The sequence below is a fragment of the Allobosea sp. TWI1241 genome (assembly GCF_039673065.1).
GTDB lineage: Bacteria > Pseudomonadota > Alphaproteobacteria > Rhizobiales > Beijerinckiaceae > Allobosea.
The window spans coordinates 199528-216213 of the sequence record NZ_JBDJKW010000003.1; the positions used below are offsets into that span (position 1 = coordinate 199528).

General features: G+C 69.8%; 17 protein-coding genes. 5 read left to right on the plus strand and 12 right to left on the minus strand.

From position 1 onward, the window contains the following. Positions 1-54: 54 nt before the first annotated feature. From ABE438_RS06155 to ABE438_RS06190, 8 genes are all read right to left on the minus strand, one after another. Positions 55-1422: a S41 family peptidase gene (locus ABE438_RS06155; protein ID WP_346501657.1), complete on the minus strand. Its 1368-nt coding sequence runs from the start codon at positions 1420-1422 to the stop codon at positions 55-57. After that, positions 1422-2792: a murein hydrolase activator EnvC family protein gene (locus tag ABE438_RS06160; protein WP_346501658.1), complete on the minus strand. Its 1371-nt coding sequence runs from the start codon at positions 2790-2792 to the stop codon at positions 1422-1424. Before ABE438_RS06160 ends, ABE438_RS06155 begins: the two co-directional genes overlap by 1 nt. Then, a complete protein-coding gene (rlmH, locus tag ABE438_RS06165; RefSeq protein ID WP_346501659.1) occupies positions 2789-3271 on the minus strand; it encodes a 23S rRNA (pseudouridine(1915)-N(3))-methyltransferase RlmH in 483 nt (160 codons plus the stop codon). The genes ABE438_RS06160 and rlmH overlap by 4 nt, the downstream gene beginning before the upstream one ends. 12 nt (positions 3272-3283) lie before the next feature. Beyond that, the gene (gene rsfS / locus ABE438_RS06170) at positions 3284-3724 is read right to left on the minus strand and encodes a ribosome silencing factor (RefSeq protein ID WP_346501660.1); all 441 of its coding nucleotides are present in this window, start codon (positions 3722-3724) and stop codon (positions 3284-3286) included. Between the two features lie 18 nt (positions 3725-3742). Next, positions 3743-4375, minus strand: a complete 633-nt coding sequence (locus tag ABE438_RS06175; protein WP_346501661.1) for a nicotinate-nucleotide adenylyltransferase — start codon at positions 4373-4375, stop codon at positions 3743-3745. Then, on the minus strand, positions 4372-5613 hold the full coding sequence (locus ABE438_RS06180; protein WP_346501808.1) for a glutamate-5-semialdehyde dehydrogenase: 1242 nt from the start codon (positions 5611-5613) through the stop codon (positions 4372-4374). The genes ABE438_RS06175 and ABE438_RS06180 overlap by 4 nt, the downstream gene beginning before the upstream one ends. Before the next feature lie 84 nt (positions 5614-5697). Further along, complete coding sequence (gene proB / locus ABE438_RS06185) at positions 5698-6837, minus strand: glutamate 5-kinase (RefSeq protein WP_346501662.1); 1140 nt, start codon at positions 6835-6837, stop codon at positions 5698-5700. Between the two features lie 148 nt (positions 6838-6985). Next, positions 6986-7573, minus strand: coding sequence for a hypothetical protein (locus ABE438_RS06190; RefSeq protein WP_346501663.1), 588 nt, complete (start codon positions 7571-7573; stop codon positions 6986-6988). A gap of 306 nt (positions 7574-7879) precedes the next feature. Here ABE438_RS06190 and rpsU point away from each other — a divergent pair, with 306 nt between their 5' ends. The 5 genes from rpsU to ABE438_RS06215 all read left to right on the plus strand — a co-directional run bounded on the left by rpsU (position 7880) and on the right by ABE438_RS06215 (position 12056). Then, on the plus strand, positions 7880-8113 hold the full coding sequence (rpsU, locus tag ABE438_RS06195; protein ID WP_346501664.1) for a 30S ribosomal protein S21: 234 nt from the start codon (positions 7880-7882) through the stop codon (positions 8111-8113). Between the two features lie 129 nt (positions 8114-8242). Next, entirely contained in the window at positions 8243-8620 is a 378-nt protein-coding gene (locus ABE438_RS06200; protein ID WP_346501665.1) for a DUF6481 family protein, read from the plus strand. Between the two features lie 210 nt (positions 8621-8830). After that, positions 8831-9946, plus strand: a complete 1116-nt coding sequence (locus ABE438_RS06205; protein ID WP_346501666.1) for a TRAP transporter substrate-binding protein — start codon at positions 8831-8833, stop codon at positions 9944-9946. Positions 9947-10136: 190 nt separating this feature from the next. Next, on the plus strand, positions 10137-10727 hold the full coding sequence (locus ABE438_RS06210) for a TRAP transporter small permease subunit (RefSeq protein ID WP_346501667.1): 591 nt from the start codon (positions 10137-10139) through the stop codon (positions 10725-10727). A gap of 9 nt (positions 10728-10736) precedes the next feature. Continuing rightward, positions 10737-12056, plus strand: coding sequence for a TRAP transporter large permease (locus tag ABE438_RS06215; RefSeq protein WP_465248568.1), 1320 nt, complete (start codon positions 10737-10739; stop codon positions 12054-12056). Between the two features lie 37 nt (positions 12057-12093). Here ABE438_RS06215 and ABE438_RS06220 read toward each other — a convergent pair whose 3' ends face one another. From ABE438_RS06220 to lpdA, 4 genes are all read right to left on the minus strand, one after another. Then, a complete protein-coding gene (locus tag ABE438_RS06220) occupies positions 12094-13533 on the minus strand; it encodes a xylulokinase (protein WP_346501669.1) in 1440 nt (479 codons plus the stop codon). Beyond that, positions 13530-14300: an HpcH/HpaI aldolase family protein gene (locus ABE438_RS06225; RefSeq protein ID WP_346501670.1), complete on the minus strand. Its 771-nt coding sequence runs from the start codon at positions 14298-14300 to the stop codon at positions 13530-13532. The genes ABE438_RS06220 and ABE438_RS06225 overlap by 4 nt, the downstream gene beginning before the upstream one ends. A 101-nt stretch (positions 14301-14401) precedes the next feature. Then, complete coding sequence (locus ABE438_RS06230; RefSeq protein ID WP_346501671.1) at positions 14402-15178, minus strand: DeoR/GlpR family DNA-binding transcription regulator; 777 nt, start codon at positions 15176-15178, stop codon at positions 14402-14404. 87 nt (positions 15179-15265) lie between these two features. Next, positions 15266-16675, minus strand: a complete 1410-nt coding sequence (lpdA, locus tag ABE438_RS06235; RefSeq protein ID WP_346501672.1) for a dihydrolipoyl dehydrogenase — start codon at positions 16673-16675, stop codon at positions 15266-15268. Positions 16676-16686 lie beyond the last annotated feature (11 nt).

Consider the following 16686-nt stretch of genomic DNA (forward strand, 5'->3'; position numbering starts at 1 on the left):
GCGTTGTCGCGCGACAGGGGCGGCCGGTGCCGCCCCGTCTGGATCCTCGTGGCGTCAGTCCTGCTTCTTCGGCTCGTCCTGAGCCGGCTTCGCCTCGACAGGTGCCGGGGCCGGCGTCGGGGCGGGCGCGGCGGCGTCCTTCTTGACGCCGCGCAGCAGGTCGAGCGCCGCGGAGAGCTGGGTGTCCTTGGCCGGGTCGGTCGGGACATAGGAGGGCGAGCCGGTCTGCTCGTCCTTCTCGTCGCCATTGCGCAGATGGCCCTTGAGCGAGGCCTCGCCCTTGTTGTCGACCTTGTCCTTCAGCTCGGCCGGCACGTCCTGGATGATCTCGACGTCGGGCGTGATGCCCTTCGCCTGGATCGAGTTGCCGGACGGGGTGTAGTAGCGCGCCGTGGTGAGCCGCAGCCCGCCATTGTCGCCGAGGCGGATGACGGTCTGCACCGAGCCCTTGCCGAAGGAGCGCGAGCCCATCACGGTCGCGCGCTTGTGGTCCTGCAGGGCGCCGGCGACGATCTCGGCCGCCGAGGCCGAGGAGCCGTTGATCAGCACGACGATCGGCTTGCCCTTGGTCAGGTCGCCGGCCTTAGCGTTGAAGACCTGGGTCTCCTCGGCGTTGCGGCCGCGCGTCGAGACGATGCGCCCGCGATCGAGGAAGGCGTCGGAGACCAGCACCGACTGGTCGAGACGGCCGCCGCGGTTGTTGCGCAGGTCGATGATGTAGCCCTTCAGCTTGTCGGAGCCGATCTCGCTGTCGAGCTTGTCGATGGCCTTGCGCAGGCCCTCATAGGTCTGCTCGCTGAAGGTGCCGATGCGGATGTAGCCGACATCCTTCTCGACGCGCTCCTCCACCGCCGGGACGACGATGTTCGAGCGGGTCAGCGTGAACTCCAGCGGCTCTGGCTTGCCGGCGCGCTCGATCTTCAGCACGACCTGGGTGTTGATGATGCCGCGCATCTTCTCGACCGCCTGATTGAGGCTGAGCCCCTTCACCTCGGCGCCGTCGATCTGGCGGATGATGTCGCCGGTCAGGATGCCGGCCTTGGAGGCGGGCGTGTCGCGAATCGGGCGGGCGACCTTGAGGACGCCGTCCTCCATCGTCACCTCGATGCCCAGCCCGCCGAACTGGCCGCGCATGTCGATGTCCATGTCGCGGAAGCTCTTGGCGTCGAGGAACGCCGAATGCGGATCCAGCGACGAGACCATGCCGTTGATCGCGGCCTCGATGAGCTTCTGCTCGTCGGGCTTCTCGACATAGTCGGTGCGGATCTTCTCGAAGATGTCACCGAAGAGGTTGAGGCTGCGATAGACCTCGGCGGAGGCCGCCACGGCCCGGTTCGAGGTGAACAGACCCGTCTGCGTCGCAAGACCGGTGAGCCCCGCCCCGGCGATCGCGCCTGCGAGAACGAGAGAGACCTTGCGCATCATCCGCGAACCTTTTCGCTTTGCGGTTTTGTCCACCACGGCGCCGGATCGATCGACACGCCGTCTTTTCTGAATTCGACATAGAGGACCGGCTCCCCGGTCCCCGCCCCGACATTGGCGGCGGCGGCCTCTGCCGTCTCGCCCATTGCCGCGACCGGTTCGCCGGCGAGCACGAACTGGTTCAGCGAAACATCGATACGCTGCATGCCCGCCAGAAGGATATAGTAGCCGTTGCCGGCGTTGAGTATCAAGAGTTGGCCGAAGGACCGGAACGGTCCCGCATACACCACCCAGCCATCCGAAGGTGACGAAACAACGGCGTTGGGCCGCGTGGAGAACGAGATTCCGCGCGCGGGCGCCCCCATATCGTCCGGCGCGCCGAAACCACGCAATCGTGATCCCGCCACCGGCAGCGGCAGCATGCCCCGCGCCTCATTGAAGGCGATCTTCGGCGCCAGCCGCGCCGGGTCGCGGAAGGCGAGCTTGGCCATGCGCTCGCGCTGCTCGCGCGTCTCCGCCTCCAGCGCGGCGCGCGCCGCCTCCGCCGCGCGATTCGCCGCCGAGATGTCCTTCTCCATGCGCTCGACGAAATCGCGCAGGGTCTTCGCCTCGGCGGCCAGCGCGCTCGCGGCGCGGCGCTGGGCCTCGATGTCGCGCGCCGCGCCCGTCTCGCGCTCGCGCCGCGCCTCGACGAGGGAGGCCAGGCGCGTGCGCTCGCCGGCGAGATCCTCCATCTCCTGCGCGATCGCCTGGCGTTCGCTGGCGATGCCGTCGCGCAGGCGCACCAGTTCGGCGAGATCGGTGGCGAGGATGGTGATCTCCTGGCGAAGATCGGGAACCACGGCGCCGAGCAGCATGGAGGCCCGCACCGCCTCGAGAATGTCCTCCGGCCGCACCAGAACCGCCGGCGGCGGGCGCCGGCCGATACGCTGCAGCGCCGCCAGCACCTCGGCGATCAGCCCGCGGCGGCTGTCCAGCGAGCGGCGGATCGCCGCCTCGCTGCTCTGCAGCAGGCCGAGCCGCTTTTCCAGCGCCGCGAGCCGCCCCTCGGCCGCTTGCGTCTTGCCGGCGGCGTCGAGCAGGGCGGCGTTGAGCCGCGCCCGGTCGGCCCGGATCTCGGCGATCTCGGCCTCCAGCCGGGCGCGCGCCTCGGCATTGCCGGCGAGCCGCGCCTCGATCGCCTTGAGCTCGGCCTCGCGCGCCTGCTTCTCCTCGCGCTTGCGCTGCATCTCCCCGGCGAAGCGCTCGGCCTCGGGCGCCTGCGCCTCCGGCTCCTGCGCCGCAAGGGGCCCAGCGAGCAGGCAGCCGCAGACGAGCAGCGGCAAGGCGGCCGCGGCGCGGCGGCGAATCGGGGCGGCCTTGCGGGTCATGCCCGATGATAGGGGTGGCGGGACATGATCGTCATCGCCCGGTAGAGCTGTTCGAGTGCCAGGGCGCGCACGATCTGGTGCGGCATGGTCAGCGCGCCGAAGCACAACACCAGCCCGGCCCGCTCGCGGATCTCCTGCGCCAGCCCGTCCGCCCCGCCGATCACCAGCGTCGCCGTGGGGGTGCCGGCGTCGCGCGCTGCCGCGAGACGGTTCGCGAAGGCCTCGCTGTCGAGGCTGCGGCCGCGCTCGTCGAGCGCGATCACCAGCCCGGAGGCCGGCAGGCGCTCGCCGATCAGGCGCGCTTCCTCGCGCTGGCGCTCCTCTGGCCGGCGCGCCCGGCTCTCCGCCAGCTCGACGATGTCGGGGCCGGAGAAGCCGAGGCCGCGCGCGAGCCCAAGCCCGCGCTCGTGATAGCGGCTGCAGAGGTCACGCTCCGGCCCGTCCTTGAGACGGCCGACGGCGATCAGGCCGAGGCGCATGGCGAGCCGGCGTCAGCCGACCAGACGCTCATGCGGCCTGTCGGCGCCCCACATCTTCTCGAGATTGTAGAACTGGCGCACTTCGGGCCGGAAGATGTGGATGATCAGGTCACCGGTATCGATCAGCACCCAGTCGCAGGCCGGCTGGCCCTCGACCTTCGGCGTCGGATAGCCCGCGGCCTTGAAGGCCTCGATCAGGCTGTCAGCGATGGCACCGACATGACGGTTCACCCGGCCGGAGGCGATGATCAGGGCATCGGCCAGGGATGTCTTGCCGACGAGATCGATCACCGTGATGTCCTCGGCCTGCATCTCCTCGAGGATGCGCAGGGCGAGCTCGACGCCGGCGGCGGCAGGGTTCTCGGTGATATGGGCCGGCGGCAGCGGGCTTGGTTCCGCTTCGCCGATGGGTTCACGGGTCAGTTCAGTGTCCTCGCCTGACGACGCGCTCATGGCGCGACGGGTTTCATTTTAGGGCTGGAGGCCCTCGACTTCAACTGCGTCGGCGCTTTCGCGCAGTTTTGTCGAGGACAGATCGGAGCGCCGGCCGTGCAGGAATATCCAGGCCGGTGGGGTGCGCACCGCCAGCGCCGCGCCCTGATTCTCGGGCAGGCGCCAGCGCGCCATCCAGTTCGCCGCCGGCGAGGCGACCGAGACATGGGTGGTGCCCGGCCGGTCGATCACCGCGATCGGCATCATCCGCGCGATCGCCCGCCACTCGTTCCAGCGATGGAAATTGGCGAGGTTGTCCGAGCCCATGATCCAGACGAAGCGCACGCCGGGGCAGCGCCGCATCAGCGCCCGCAGCGTGTCCGCCGTATAGCGGGTGCGCATCTTGGCTTCGATCCCGGTTATGTGGATCCGGCCATGGTCGGCGAGCTCGCGCGCCTGCTGGAGGCGGTCGGCCAGCGGCGGCAGGCTGTTGTTGTTCTTCAGCGGATTGCCGGGCGTGACGAGCCACCAGACACGGTCGAGCTGCAGGCGCCGCAGCGCCGTGATGCTCGCCATGCGATGGCCGTCATGGGGCGGGTTGAAGCTCCCGCCGAACAGCCCGACGCGCAGCCCGGGGGCGTGCGGCGGCAGGCGCAGATCCTCGCGCCTCACGGGCGTACCTGTCCCCGGCCGTGTACCCGGTACTTGAAGGAGCACAGCTGCTCGACGCCGACGGGGCCGCGCGCATGCATGCGCCCGGTGGCGATGCCGATCTCGGCGCCGAAGCCGAACTCGCCGCCATCGGCGAACTGGGTCGAGGCGTTGTGAACGACGATGGCCGAATCGACCTCCGCCAGGAAGCGTTCCGCCGCCGCTTCGTCGGCGGTGACGATCGCGTCGGTGTGGTGCGAGCCGTAAGCCTCGATATGGGCGATGGCCGCGTCGAGCCCGTCGACGACCTTCACCGCGATGATGCGGTCGAGGAACTCGGTCGCCCAGTCCGCCTCCCCGGCCGCGACGACGCGCGGATCGACCGCGACGGTCGCGGCGTCGCCGCGCACCTCGCAGCCCGCATCGAGCAGGGACTGGACCAGCGGCGCCAGATGCGTCCCGGCGCAGGCCTGGTCGACCAGCAGCGTCTCGGCCGCGCCGCAGACGCCGGTGCGGCGCAGCTTGGCGTTCAACAGGATGCTGCGCGCCATGGCGAGATCGGCCGCGGCATGGACGTAGACATGGCAGTTGCCGTCGAGATGGGCGAAGACCGGCACGCGCGCATCAGCCTGCACCCTGGCGACCAGGCTCTTGCCGCCGCGCGGCACCACCACGTCGACATTGCCGCCGAGCCCGGCGAGAATCGCCCCCACCGCATCGCGGTCGCGCGTCGGCACCAGCTGGATCGCCTCGCGCGGTAGGCCGGCGTCGGCGAGGCCCGCCTGCATCGCCTCAGCGATGGCCGAGGCGGTGCGGAAGCTGTCGGAGCCGGCGCGCAGGATCGCGACATTGCCGCTCTTCAGGCACAGCGCGCCGGCATCGGCGGTGACGTTGGGCCGGCTCTCGAAGATCACCGCGACGATGCCGAGCGGCGTCGCGACCCGCTCGAACTCCAGCCCGTTCGGCCGGGTCCACTGCGCCAGCACCCGCCCGACGGGATCGGGCAGCGCGGCGATCTCGGCCACGGCCGCGGCGATGGCTTCCAGCCGCGCCGGGTCGAGCGCCAGCCGGTCGATGAAGGAGGCGGCCTGGCCGGCGGCGCGCGCATCGGCGAGGTCGGCCTCGTTGGCGGCGAGGATGGCCGGCGCCTGCGCGCGCAGAGCCTCGGCCATCGCCGTGAGGGCGGCGTCGCGGCGCGCGGACGGCGAATTGGCGACCTGCCGGGCGGCCGCCCGCGCCGCGCGGCCGAGCGCCAGCATCAGCGCGGCGACGTCGCCGTTCTCGTTATCGGGCGCGGGAATCCGCCGTGCGCTCTCAGTCGTCATTCTGGGCCCGATGCTTCCTCATGCGCCGCGATCGTAGCCGACCCGCAGCGCCATGTCGTCCCGGTGCACCATTTCGGCCCGTCCGGGATAGCCCAGAATGGCCGGGATGTCGCGCGAGGCGGTGCCGAGCACCCGTCCGGCCTCGTGCGCGTCATAGGCGACGAGCCCCCGGCCGATCTCGACGCCGTCGCGATCGCGGATCGTCACCGCGTCGCCGCGGCTGAAGGCGCCCTCGATGCGGGTGACGCCGACCGGCAGAAGGCTGGCGCCGCCGGCGAGCGCGCGCGCGGCGCCCTCGTCGACATGCAGCGTGCCGCGCGGCTCCAGCGTGCCGGCGATCCAGGTCTTGCGCGCCGTCGCCGGCGTCGAATGGCTGAGGAACCAGGTGCAGCGCCCGCCCTCGGCGATGCGCCGCAGCGGATTCTTGCCGCGCCCGTCGGCGATCAGCATATGGGCGCCGCCGGCGGTCGCGATCTTGCCCGCCTCGATCTTGGTGCGCATGCCGCCGCGCGAGAGCTCGGAGGCCGCCCCGCCGGCCATCGCCTCGATCGCCGGGGTGATCGCCGGCACCAGCGGGATCAGCTGGGCCGAAGGGTCGGCCTGCGGCGGCGCGGTGTAGAGCCCGTCAATGTCGGAGAACAGCACCAGCAGGTCGGCGCCGGCCATGGTGGCGACGCGCGCCGCCAGCCGGTCGTTGTCGCCATAGCGGATCTCCGAGGTGGCGACCGTGTCGTTCTCGTTGATCACCGGCACCGCGCGCAGGTCGAGCAGGCGACCGAGCGTGGCACGGGCGTTGAGATAGCGCCGGCGCTCCTCGGTATCGGCGAGGGTCAGCAGGATCTGCCCGGCGACCAGCCCGTGATGGCCGAGCGCCTCGGCCCAGTTGCGGGCGAGCGCGATCTGGCCGATCGCGGCGGCCGCCTGGCTTTCCTCGAGCTTCAGCGCACCGGCCGGCAGCTTCAGCACGGTGCGTCCAAGCGCGATGGCGCCCGACGAGACCACGAGCACGTCGGCGCCGCCGGCATGCAGCTCGGCGAGGTCCTCCGCCAGCGCCGCGAGCCAGGCATGGCGCAGCCGCCCGGCGGCGCGGTCGACCAGCAGCGACGAGCCGACCTTCACGACGATCCGGCGGAACTGGGCGAGGGCGGGCGTGCTCACGCGGATGAAACCGATACTGGACGATGGCGGCGCGACGAGGGGCGCACCGGGATCCGGGGATGCCTGACGTTTCGTCTTGGGCAATTCCGCGCGCTTGTAAAGCACGCGACACGCAACCCGCCCTTCCGCGAGCGCAGGCGGGGCGGCATCATCCGGTCGCCTCGAGCACGGTCGCCAGCCAGAAGAACTGGTAGCCGATATGGAAGGCGGCGACTGCCAGTTGCACCGAGCGCCGCCGCGTCAGGCAAGCGACGACGCACAGCGCCAGGCCGAGCGGGATCTGCACGACATAGGCCGTGCTGAACTGCCCCCAATGCTCAGCGCCCTTGATCGCGGTGTCGACGATGTCGAAGAAGAAGGTCAGTGCGAACAGGCCGAAGAACCAGCGCCTTCGGTCGAGGAAGAACTCCTCGTAGTCGCCATACTCGTCGAGATCGTCGGGGAAGAGCAGCGCCGAGATCAGGAACAGCGTGATCGCGTAGAAGATCAGGAACAGGAAGATGCCGAAATTCAGGTTCGGCACCCGCGACAGCGCGAACTCCCACCACCAGAACAGCACCAGCTCGACCAGCATCGAGAACACCCACATCAGGTGGATGGCCGAGCGGCGGTGGCGCTTGGGGTGCTGGATCAGCCCGGCGATCCCGGTGAGCAGGCGGGTGATGCCGAGCCCGATCACCATGCCCATCACGATGCGGATATGCGGGAAGAGTTCGTGGCTGGGCGCTGGGTCCATGGAGCCTCGTCGAACGCGATCGCCAGGAGCCGCGATCGCCAAGAGCAAAGCATGAGGCCTCGCCGCGACCAAGCCCGCCTCCTCGCGCATTCTCCGCGAAGGCCCTCCGGACGGCGCGACCCGAGGCCTGGGCGGCGCAGCCCAGGCGCCGCGCAGCGGCTGCGAACCGGAAAAGCGCACGCCCGTTTGAAAAATACTGGCGTTTCGCCGGCTTGTCTGCTAGCCGAGCCGCAATTCGATCATCCGTCCCGCCCCGGGACCGCTTTTGCGTCCGCGATCCGGACGAGGATTTCAGGAGAGTTGTGAATGCAGGTTCTCGTGCGCGACAACAACGTCGACCAGGCTCTTCGCGTTCTGAAGAAGAAGATGCAGCGCGAAGGCGTGTTCCGCGAGATGAAGCGTCGCGCCGCCTACGAGAAGCCCTCCGAGCGCCGCGTGCGCGAGCAGGCCGACGCCGTGCGCCGCGCCCGCAAGCTGGCCCGCAAGCAGGCCCAGCGCGAAGGCCTCATCGCCAAGCCGAAGCCCCGCGTTCGCGGCTGAAGCCGAGGCGAGGCCCGCGTCGGGGGCGCATCGGCTGCGCACCCATGTCGGTAGCCATCGCGACGTTTTTCCCGTAAATCGCTGCGCGCGGGCACCGCTTTCGCCCGTGCAACAGAGAGAAGGCCCGCCTTGAAGAACCCGAACGACCGCCATTTCACCGACCGTCAGGCCAAATCCGCCAGTGCGAAGAAGGCCCTGCTGGAGCGTTTCAAATCGCGCCCCGGCCCGGACGACCCGGTAATGGTGCAGCGACGGGCCGAGCGCGAGGCGATCGCCGCGGCGCGCCTCGCCCGCGAGGCGGAGAAGGAAGAGGCTCGCCGCGAGGCCGAGCGTCTGGCGGCCATCGAGCGCGCCGCCCGCGAGGAGGCCGAACGCATCGCCGAGGCCGAGCGCGAGGCGATCCGCAAGGCCGAGCAGGCCAAGCGCGATGCCGAGCGTCCGCGCCGCGTCCTGCTCGAAGCCGTGCAGTACATGGAAATGCGGGTGGCCGGCAAAGGCCGCCGCTGAGCCGAGCGCGCAGCGCAAGACCAGAAGAAGCCGCCTCCGGGCGGCTTTTTTATTTCCCTAAGGGAACATCACTCTTTCCCTGACGGATCAAAGTTACCCCTCCTTGGCTCTTGCCTTCCCGGTCCGCGACCGGAAGTCTTGCGGATCAACGGCCGCAAGAGCCGCAATAGACCGTTCCGGCACCGCCGGCGCGGCCTCAGGGAGGGAAGCATGACGTCAGACGCGACGACGACTCGCGCCGACAGGCGCCGTTTTCTCAAGATCGCCGGACTGGCCGGGGCGGGCACGATCGCCATGCCGCAGGTCAGCCGGGCCCAGACCGTCACCTGGAAATTCCAGTCGACCTGGCCCACCAAGGACATCTTCCACGAATTCGCCGGTGACTTCGCCAAGCGGGTCAACGAGATGACCGGCGGCCGGCTCAAGCTGGACGTGCTGGCGGCCGGCGCGGTGGTGCCCGCCTTCCAGCTCCAGGACGCGGTGCATGCCGGCATCCTCGATGGCGGCCACGGCGTCAGCGCCTACTGGTACGGCAAGAACAAGGCCTTCTCGCTGTTCGGCACGCCGCCGGCCCTGGGCTGGGACGCCACCAACTTCCTGTCCTGGATGAACTATGGCGGCGGCTACGACCTCTACAACGATCTCGTCACCAACCAGATGAAGCTCAACATCGTCGGCCTGTTCTCCGGGCCGATGCCGTGCCAGCCGCTCGGCTGGTTCAAGAAGGAGCTGAAGACGGCGGACGACTTCAAGGGACTGAAATACCGCACCGTCGGCCTCGCCGCCGATCTCAAGCGCGAGATGGGTGCGGCGGTCACCATCCTCGCCGGCGGCGAGATCGTGCCGGCCCTGGAGCGCGGCGTCATCGACGGGGCGGAGTTCAACAATCCCTCTTCCGACGCCATCCTCGGCTTCTCCGACGTGGCCAAGGTCTTCATGCTGCAGAGCTACCATCAGGCGGCGGAGAGCTTCGAGCTGCTGTTCAACAAGGGCAAGTTCGACGCGCTCTCCGGCGAGCAGAAGGCGATCGTCAAATATGCCGCCGAGGCCGCGTCCTCCGACATGAACTGGAAGGCGATCGATCGCTATTCCAAGGATCTCGAGATGCTGCGCGGCAAGGGCGTCAACGTGATCAAGACGCCCGAGGCGATCCTCAAGGCCCAGCTCGCCGCCTGGGACAAGGTGCTCGAGAAGCTCGGTGGGGAGAACGCCTTCTTCAAGAAGGTGGTCGATTCGCAGAAGGCCTGGGCCAAGCGCACCGTCGCCTACGAGCTGATCAACACCCCGCCGGCCGAGCTCGCCTACGACCACTTCTTCAAGAGCTGACGCTGCGCCTGCGCGTCACCGGGCCGGGAAACCGGCGTCGGTGACGCCGGCGACGAGAGCGGTCTCCGCGGCACGTCCCCGTGCCCGCGGCGATCAGCGCCCGCCACCGCCGCGGCTGGCGGCGGGCGTTCGCGCCCGGCCGCGTTGCGGACCGGCGGCCCCCGCCTTCCTCCTGCACCGGGACGATGCGATGCGTTGGATTCTCGCCGTCGACAGGGTCAATACCGCCATCGGCAAGCTTGCCGGCTGGACGATCCTGATCCTCACTCTGGCGATCTGCTACGAGGTCTTCGCCCGCTACGCGCTGCGCAGCCCGACCGAATGGGCCTTCGACGCGAGCTACATCCTCTACGGCACGCTGTTCATGCTGGCCGGTCCCTACACGCTGGCGCGCAACGCCCATGTCCGCGGCGACTTCCTCTACCGCGCCTGGGCGCCGCGCACGCAGGCCTGGCTCGACCTCGTGCTGTTCTTCCTGTTCTTCTTCCCGGGCATCATCGCCCTCGCCTGGGCCGGCTACAACTTCGCCGCCTTCTCCTGGGCGATCCGCGAGCATTCCTCCAATTCGCCCAACGGCCCGCCGCTCTACCACTTCAAATCGCTGATCCCGATCGCCGGCGTGCTGATGACGGTCCAGGGCATCGCCGAGGTCGGGCGCTGCATCATCTGCCTGCGGACGGGGCAATGGCCGCCGCGGCTGCACGATGTCGAGGAGACCGAGAAGGTCATCCTCGACCATGCGGCCGAGCTCTCCGGCTCCTCCCAGCAGAAGGCGATCTGAATGTTCGGCATGACCAATCCCGAGCTGGGCGTGCTGATGCTCGGCCTGTTCATCGTCTTCATCATGTTCGGCTTCCCGATCGCCTTCACCCTGATGGCCCTGGGCGTCGGCTTCGGCTATATGGCGATGGGCGACACCATCTTCGCCCTGGTGGTGCAGCGGACCTATTCGGTGATGGCGAGCGACGTGCTCGTCTCGATCCCGCTCTTCATCTTCATGGGCTACATCATCGAGCGGGCGAACATCCTCGACCGGCTGTTCCATTCGCTGCAGATCGCGCTCGGCAACGTGCCGGGCTCCCTCGCCATCGCGACGCTGGCGACCTGCGCCATCTTCGCCACCGCCACCGGCATCGTCGGCGCCGTGGTCACGCTGATGGGGCTGCTCGCCTTCCCGGCCATGCTGCGCGCTGGCTACGATACCCGCCTCTCGGCCGGCGTGGTCTGCGCCGGCGGCTGCCTCGGCATCCTGCTGCCGCCGAGCGTGATGCTGATCCTCTACGGCGCGACCGCCGGCGTCTCGGTGCCGAAGCTCTATGCCGGCGCCTTCTTCCCCGGCCTGCTGCTGGCGGCGCTCTACATGATCTACGTGCTGGTGCGCTGCATCATCAATCCGGCGCTGGCCCCGAAGCTGCCGCGGGAGGAGACCGAGGTACCCTGGAGCACCGCACTCCGGGCGCTGGCGACCAGCTTCTTCCCGCTGACCCTGCTGATCATGTCGGTGCTGGGCGCCATCTTCTTCGGCTTCGCCACGCCGACGGAGGCCGCCGGCGTCGGCGCCATGGGCGCGCTGCTGCTCGCCGCGGCCTATCGCTCGCTCAGCTTCGGCAAGGTCAGGGAATCGGTGGTCCTCACCGCCCGCACCTCGGCCATGGTCTGCTGGCTCTTCGTCGGCTCCTACATCTTCTCCTCGATCTTCGCGATCCTCGGCGGGCACGAGCCGATCAAGACGCTGGTGCTGGCGCTCGACCTGTCGCCGACCATGTTCCTGATCACCGCGCAGATCATCATCTTCATCCTCGGCTGGCCGCTGGAATGGACCGAGATCATCGTGATCTTCGTGCCGATCTTCCTGCCGCTGCTCGAGCTGTTCCAGATCGATCCGCTGTTCTTCGGCATCCTGATCGCCCTGAACATCCAGACCTCGTTCCTGTCGCCGCCGGTGGCGATGGCGCCCTTCTATCTCAAGGGCATCGCACCGCCACATGTCAGCATCAACCAGATCTTCGCGGGGGTGATGCCCTATCTCGGCCTCGTCCTGTTCGCGATGGTGATCGTCTACGTCTTCCCGGGCGTGGCGCTCTGGCTGCCGAGATACCTGTACGGCTGAGGGGGCGGGGGCCGGCGGGACATGGTGCCCGCCGGCCTCAGTCGAAGGTCGGCAGCAGCGCCTGCGCGAAGGCGCGATAGCGCGCGAAGGCCGGCGCATAGGCGGCAGCGGCGGCCAGATCGGGCAGGAAGCGCCGCTCGGCGCGGGTGAAGCCGGCCGCGGCAGTGGCGTGATCCGGCTGGAGGCCGAGGCCGACGCAGGCGATGGCGGCGAGGCCGAGCGTGGTCAGCTCGTGATCGGCCAAGCGGACCAGCGGCACGCCGAGCACGTCCGCCTTGATCTGCGCCAGCAGGTCGTTGCGCGCCAGCCCGCCCGCCAGCCTGATCTCGCGCGGCGCGGCGCCGCCCTCGCCGATCGTCGCGACGATATGGGCGAGCGAGAAGGCGAGCCCCTCATAGACTGCGCGCGCGATCGCCGCCTGCCCGGTATCGAGCCCGAGGCCGAGCAGCGCGCCGCGCGCCCGCGGCTTCCACCAAGGCGTGCGCTCGCCGGCAAGATAGGGCAGGAAGCTCAGCCCCTCGGCCCCCGGTGCCACGGAAGCCGCCGCCGCGTCGATCGCCGCGAAATCGGCGTCGCGCAGCAAGGTCCGGCGCGCCCATTCCAGCGTGCTGCCGGCGGCCGCCGTCGAGCCGCGCAGCAGCCAAGCCGCACCGAAGGGCACGCTGTAGACCCGCTGTGCGGGATCATCGACCGGCGCTGCCGAGGCCAGGCCGAAGGAGGTGACCGTGCCCGAAATGTCGAGCGCCTCGCCCGGCTGCGCGATGCCGCTGCCGAGATAGGCGCATTTGCTGTCGAAGGTCGCGGCGATCACCGGGATCGTGCCGCCGCCGAAGCGCCCAGCCAGCCCGGCGGCCAGCGGCGCGATGGTTTCGCCGATCGCAACCGGTCGCCCGAAGCGCGGCGCCTCCGCCGGCGACAGGCCGAGCCTGGCCTCGGCATCGGCCGGCCCGAGGCGCAGCGCCGTATAGGCGTTGAGGGTGGCGCAGCCGCTGAGATGGAAGCTCAGCCAGCCGGTGGCATCGACGAAATGCCGGGTCCGGGCCGCGATCTCCGGCTGCTCGCGGCACAGGCGCAGCCAATGCGGCCAGGGGTCGGAGATCAACGGGCGATAGCGCGCCTGGGCCCCGAAGGCGGTCGCGACACGGGCCACATCCGGCAGGGAGCGGCTGTCGGTGTACATCGCCGCCTGCGTCAGCGGCGTGCCGTCTCCATCGAGCGCGACATAGCCGGCGAGCGGGCCGGCGGCGGTGACGGCATCCGGCCTGATGCCGGCCTTCGCCGCCTCGTCCAGCGCCGCGTCGAGCAGCGCCCGCCAATGCGCCGGCGACTGCTCGAAGCGCTCTCCCGCGACCTCGGACTCGACCGGCGCGCCCCAGGACCACAGACGGCTGCCATCGCTGCCCAGCGCCGAGACCCGCAGGCTCTGCGTGCCGAGATCGACCGCGAGCAGGGTGCGGATACCGCCCGCCCGGCTCATCGCCCGCCGCCGAGTTCCGCCAGCACCGCGGCATTCGCCGCCATGCCCTTGACGATCATCGAGCGGTCGGAGCCGAGCGCGACGAAGCGATAGCCCAGCGCCGCATAGGCCTTGGCCTGCTCGGCATTGCGCACCAGCGAGCCGGCGAGCTTGCCATGGGCGGCGGCGGCCGCCGCCACCTTCTCCAGCGCCGCCCGGAAGGCTGGCACCGCCGGATCGCCATCGAGCCCCAGTGCGATGCCGAGATCGGTCGGCCCGACGAAGAGCACGTCGATGCCGTCCACCGCCGCGATCGCCTCGACATTCGCCAGGCCGAGCGCCGATTCGATCTGCGCCACCATCAGGAGATTGTCGTTCACCTCGGCGAGATAGCGCCGGTACTGCAGCCCGTAGTCGCTGTTGCGGGTCGAGGTCGCGGCGCCCCGCATCCCGAGCGGCGGGATGCGGGCATAGCGCATCACCGTCTGCGCCTGCTCTTGCGTCTCGACATTCGGGATCATCAGCCCGGCCGGGCCGAGATCCAGCACCTGCTTGAACATGTCGGCCTCGATCACCGGCACGCGCACGATGGCGGCGGTGTCGAAGCGGGCCATGGCCTGGAGCTGGTGCGCCAGCTCGCGATGGTCGCGCGAGCCGTGCTCGAGATCGATCAGCGCCCAGTCATAGCCGGCGAGCCCGGCGATCTCGGCGGAATCGGCCGAGCCCATGTTCAGCCAGGTTCCCGCGAAGAACCGCGCCTGCAAGGCGCGGTGGCGTGCCCATTTCATCCCGACATGTCCTCCCGGCGGCCGATCGCGACGCCATGTTCATAAGAGGACAGAATACGACATAAAACAACAGGCGTCGCAGTCGCCGCCGCTGTTGCCGTTCAGCGCGCGCCGGCCCCTTCCGCAGTGCGCAGGCGCACGATCTCGGCGAGCCCCGCCCAGGGACCGGGCGGCAGCGCGTCGGTGAACAGCGTGTCGGCCTGCGAGAGGTGCCCGACCGAGGCCATGGCGGGCCGGCCGAACTTGCTGCGGTCCGCCACCACAAAGGCGCGCCGGCCGCAGCCGAGCACGGCCTGGGTCAGCCGGTGCTCGTCGAGCGAGAAATCGAGGATCTCGCCGCTCTCGGTGATCGCGACGACGCCGAGCACGCTGTAGTCGAGCCGGAAGCGCTCGATGAAGCCGGCAGCGGCATCGCCGTTCACCGCGAGATCGCGATTGCGCACGCTGCCGCCGACGATGGTGATCGCGAAGCTCTCGCGCTCGGCCAGCAGGGTCACGACGTTGATGTTGTTGGTGACGATACGCAGCGCCCGCTTGTCGCGCAGCCTCAACGCCACCGCCTCAGCCGTGGTGCCGATGTCGAGGAAGACCGAGGAGCCGTCCTCGATCTCCTCGGCCACCATCGCCGCGATCAGCTCCTTCTCGTGCTGGAAGCTGCCGCGACGCGCCTCATAAGGAAGATTGGCGGTGCTGGAGCGGAAGGCCGCGCCGCCATGGAAGCGGGTCAGCACGCCGCCGTCGCAGAGCAGCGCCAGATCACGCCTTATCGTCTGGGTGGTGACGCCGAGCCGGGTCGCGGCCTCCTCGATCATCACGAAGCCGTCCTCGCGCGCCTGCTGCACGAGCGCGAGCTGGCGCGGATTGAGGGAGGCTGTCATGCGGGGCGGGCCGGACACGCTGGAGGAAACAGCGGCGACCATGCGGGCGGCGCGGCGCGAAGTCCAGCGCCGGCGCAGCGTGTCAGTCTAGATGTGCAACGCCTGGCCGAGCGCCTTCAGTGCCGCCTCCTGGAAGCCTTCGCCCAGCGTCGGATGCGCGTGGATCGTCCCCGTGACGTCCTCCAGCCGCGCGCCCATCTCGATGGCGAGCCCGAAGGCGGCCGAAAGCTCGGACACGCCCTGCCCGACGGCCTGGACGCCGAGCACCAAGTGATTGTCGGCCCGCGCCACCACGCGCACGAAGCCCGTCTCGGCATGGCGGGTCATCGCCCTTCCATTGGCGGCGAAGGGGAACTGCCCGGTCTTGATCTCGAAGCCGGCCTTCCTGCCCGCCGCCTTGGCCTCCGTCGGCGACAGCCCGGCCGAGACGATCTCGGGATCGGTGAAGCAGATCGCCGGGATACAGGCCTTGTCCCAGGCCCGGCGCTCGCCGGCGACGATCTCCGCCACCATCTCGCCCTGCGCCATGGCGCGATGCGCCAGCATCGGCTCGCCGGTGACGTCGCCGATGGCGTAGATGCCGCGCATCGCGGTCTCGCAGCGTTCGCCAATGCGGATGAAGCGCCCGTCCATGTCGAGCACCAGGTTCTCCAGGCCGAGCCCGTCGGTGACCGGGCGGCGGCCGACCGTGACGAGGACGCGCTCGGCCGGCAGGCTCTTCTCCTTGCCGTCAGCGGTCTCGATGCGCAACCCGTCGCCTTTCGGCGTCGGCCCGAGCGCCTTGGCGCCCGTCAGCACCGTCACGCCGAGCCCCTCGAGATGCTTGGCGACCGGCGCGGTGAGCTCCTGATCATAGAGCGGCAGGATGCGTTCCTGCGCCTCGACCACCGTGACCTTGCTGCCGAGCTTGGCGAAGGCGGTGCCGAGTTCGAGCCCGATATAGCCGCCTCCGACCACGACCAGCCGCTTCGGCAGCTCTGTCAGCGCCAGCGCCCCGGTCGAGGAGATCACCCGGCCGCCGAAGGGCAGCATCGGCAGTTCGACCGGCGCCGAGCCGGTGGCGATCACCACCGCCTCGGCGCTGATCGTCTTCGGCCCGGTCTCGGTCTCGACGATCACAGTCTTGCCGTCGCTGAAGCGCGCCTGGCCATGGACGATCTTGACCTTCGCCCTGCGCAGTAGCGCGGCGACGCCGTTGTTGAGCCGCTGGACGATACCGTCCTTCCAGGCGACCGCCTGCTTGAGGTCGAGGGCCGGCGCCGAGACCGAGAGGCCGAAGGGCGTCGCCCCGGCCGCGGCCTGCGCCGCCTTCTCGAATTCCTCGGCGACATGGATCATCGCCTTGGACGGGATGCAGCCGACGTTGAGGCAGCTGCCGCCGAGCTTGGTGCTCTCGACGATGACGGTGTCGAGGCCGAGCTGCCCGGCGCGGATGGCGCAGACATAGCCGCCCGGGCCGGCGCCGATGACGAGCAGCTTGCAGGTGATGTCGGTCATGGCGCGCTCCC

What these genes read in the sequence shown, in the direction of transcription:
- ABE438_RS06215 (WP_465248568.1), top strand. Translation starts at nt 10,737, where the DNA reads ATGACCAATCCCGAGCTGGGCGTGCTGATGCTCGGCCTGTTCATCGTC.
- rpsU (WP_346501664.1), top strand. Translation starts at nt 7,880, where the DNA reads ATGCAGGTTCTCGTGCGCGACAACAACGTCGACCAGGCTCTTCGCGTT.
- rlmH (WP_346501659.1), bottom strand. Translation starts at nt 3,271, where the DNA reads ATGCGCCTCGGCCTGATCGCCGTCGGCCGTCTCAAGGACGGGCCGGAG.
- lpdA (WP_346501672.1), bottom strand. Translation starts at nt 16,675, where the DNA reads ATGACCGACATCACCTGCAAGCTGCTCGTCATCGGCGCCGGCCCGGGC.
- ABE438_RS06230 (WP_346501671.1), bottom strand. Translation starts at nt 15,178, where the DNA reads ATGACAGCCTCCCTCAATCCGCGCCAGCTCGCGCTCGTGCAGCAGGCG.
- ABE438_RS06205 (WP_346501666.1), top strand. Translation starts at nt 8,831, where the DNA reads ATGACGTCAGACGCGACGACGACTCGCGCCGACAGGCGCCGTTTTCTC.
- ABE438_RS06210 (WP_346501667.1), top strand. Translation starts at nt 10,137, where the DNA reads ATGCGTTGGATTCTCGCCGTCGACAGGGTCAATACCGCCATCGGCAAG.
- ABE438_RS06225 (WP_346501670.1), bottom strand. Translation starts at nt 14,300, where the DNA reads ATGAAATGGGCACGCCACCGCGCCTTGCAGGCGCGGTTCTTCGCGGGA.
- rsfS (WP_346501660.1), bottom strand. Translation starts at nt 3,724, where the DNA reads ATGAGCGCGTCGTCAGGCGAGGACACTGAACTGACCCGTGAACCCATC.
- ABE438_RS06220 (WP_346501669.1), bottom strand. Translation starts at nt 13,533, where the DNA reads ATGAGCCGGGCGGGCGGTATCCGCACCCTGCTCGCGGTCGATCTCGGC.
- ABE438_RS06180 (WP_346501808.1), bottom strand. Translation starts at nt 5,613, where the DNA reads ATGCTGGCGCTCGGCCGCGCGGCGCGGGCGGCCGCCCGGCAGGTCGCC.
- ABE438_RS06160 (WP_346501658.1), bottom strand. Translation starts at nt 2,792, where the DNA reads ATGACCCGCAAGGCCGCCCCGATTCGCCGCCGCGCCGCGGCCGCCTTG.
- ABE438_RS06190 (WP_346501663.1), bottom strand. Translation starts at nt 7,573, where the DNA reads ATGGACCCAGCGCCCAGCCACGAACTCTTCCCGCATATCCGCATCGTG.
- ABE438_RS06155 (WP_346501657.1), bottom strand. Translation starts at nt 1,422, where the DNA reads ATGCGCAAGGTCTCTCTCGTTCTCGCAGGCGCGATCGCCGGGGCGGGG.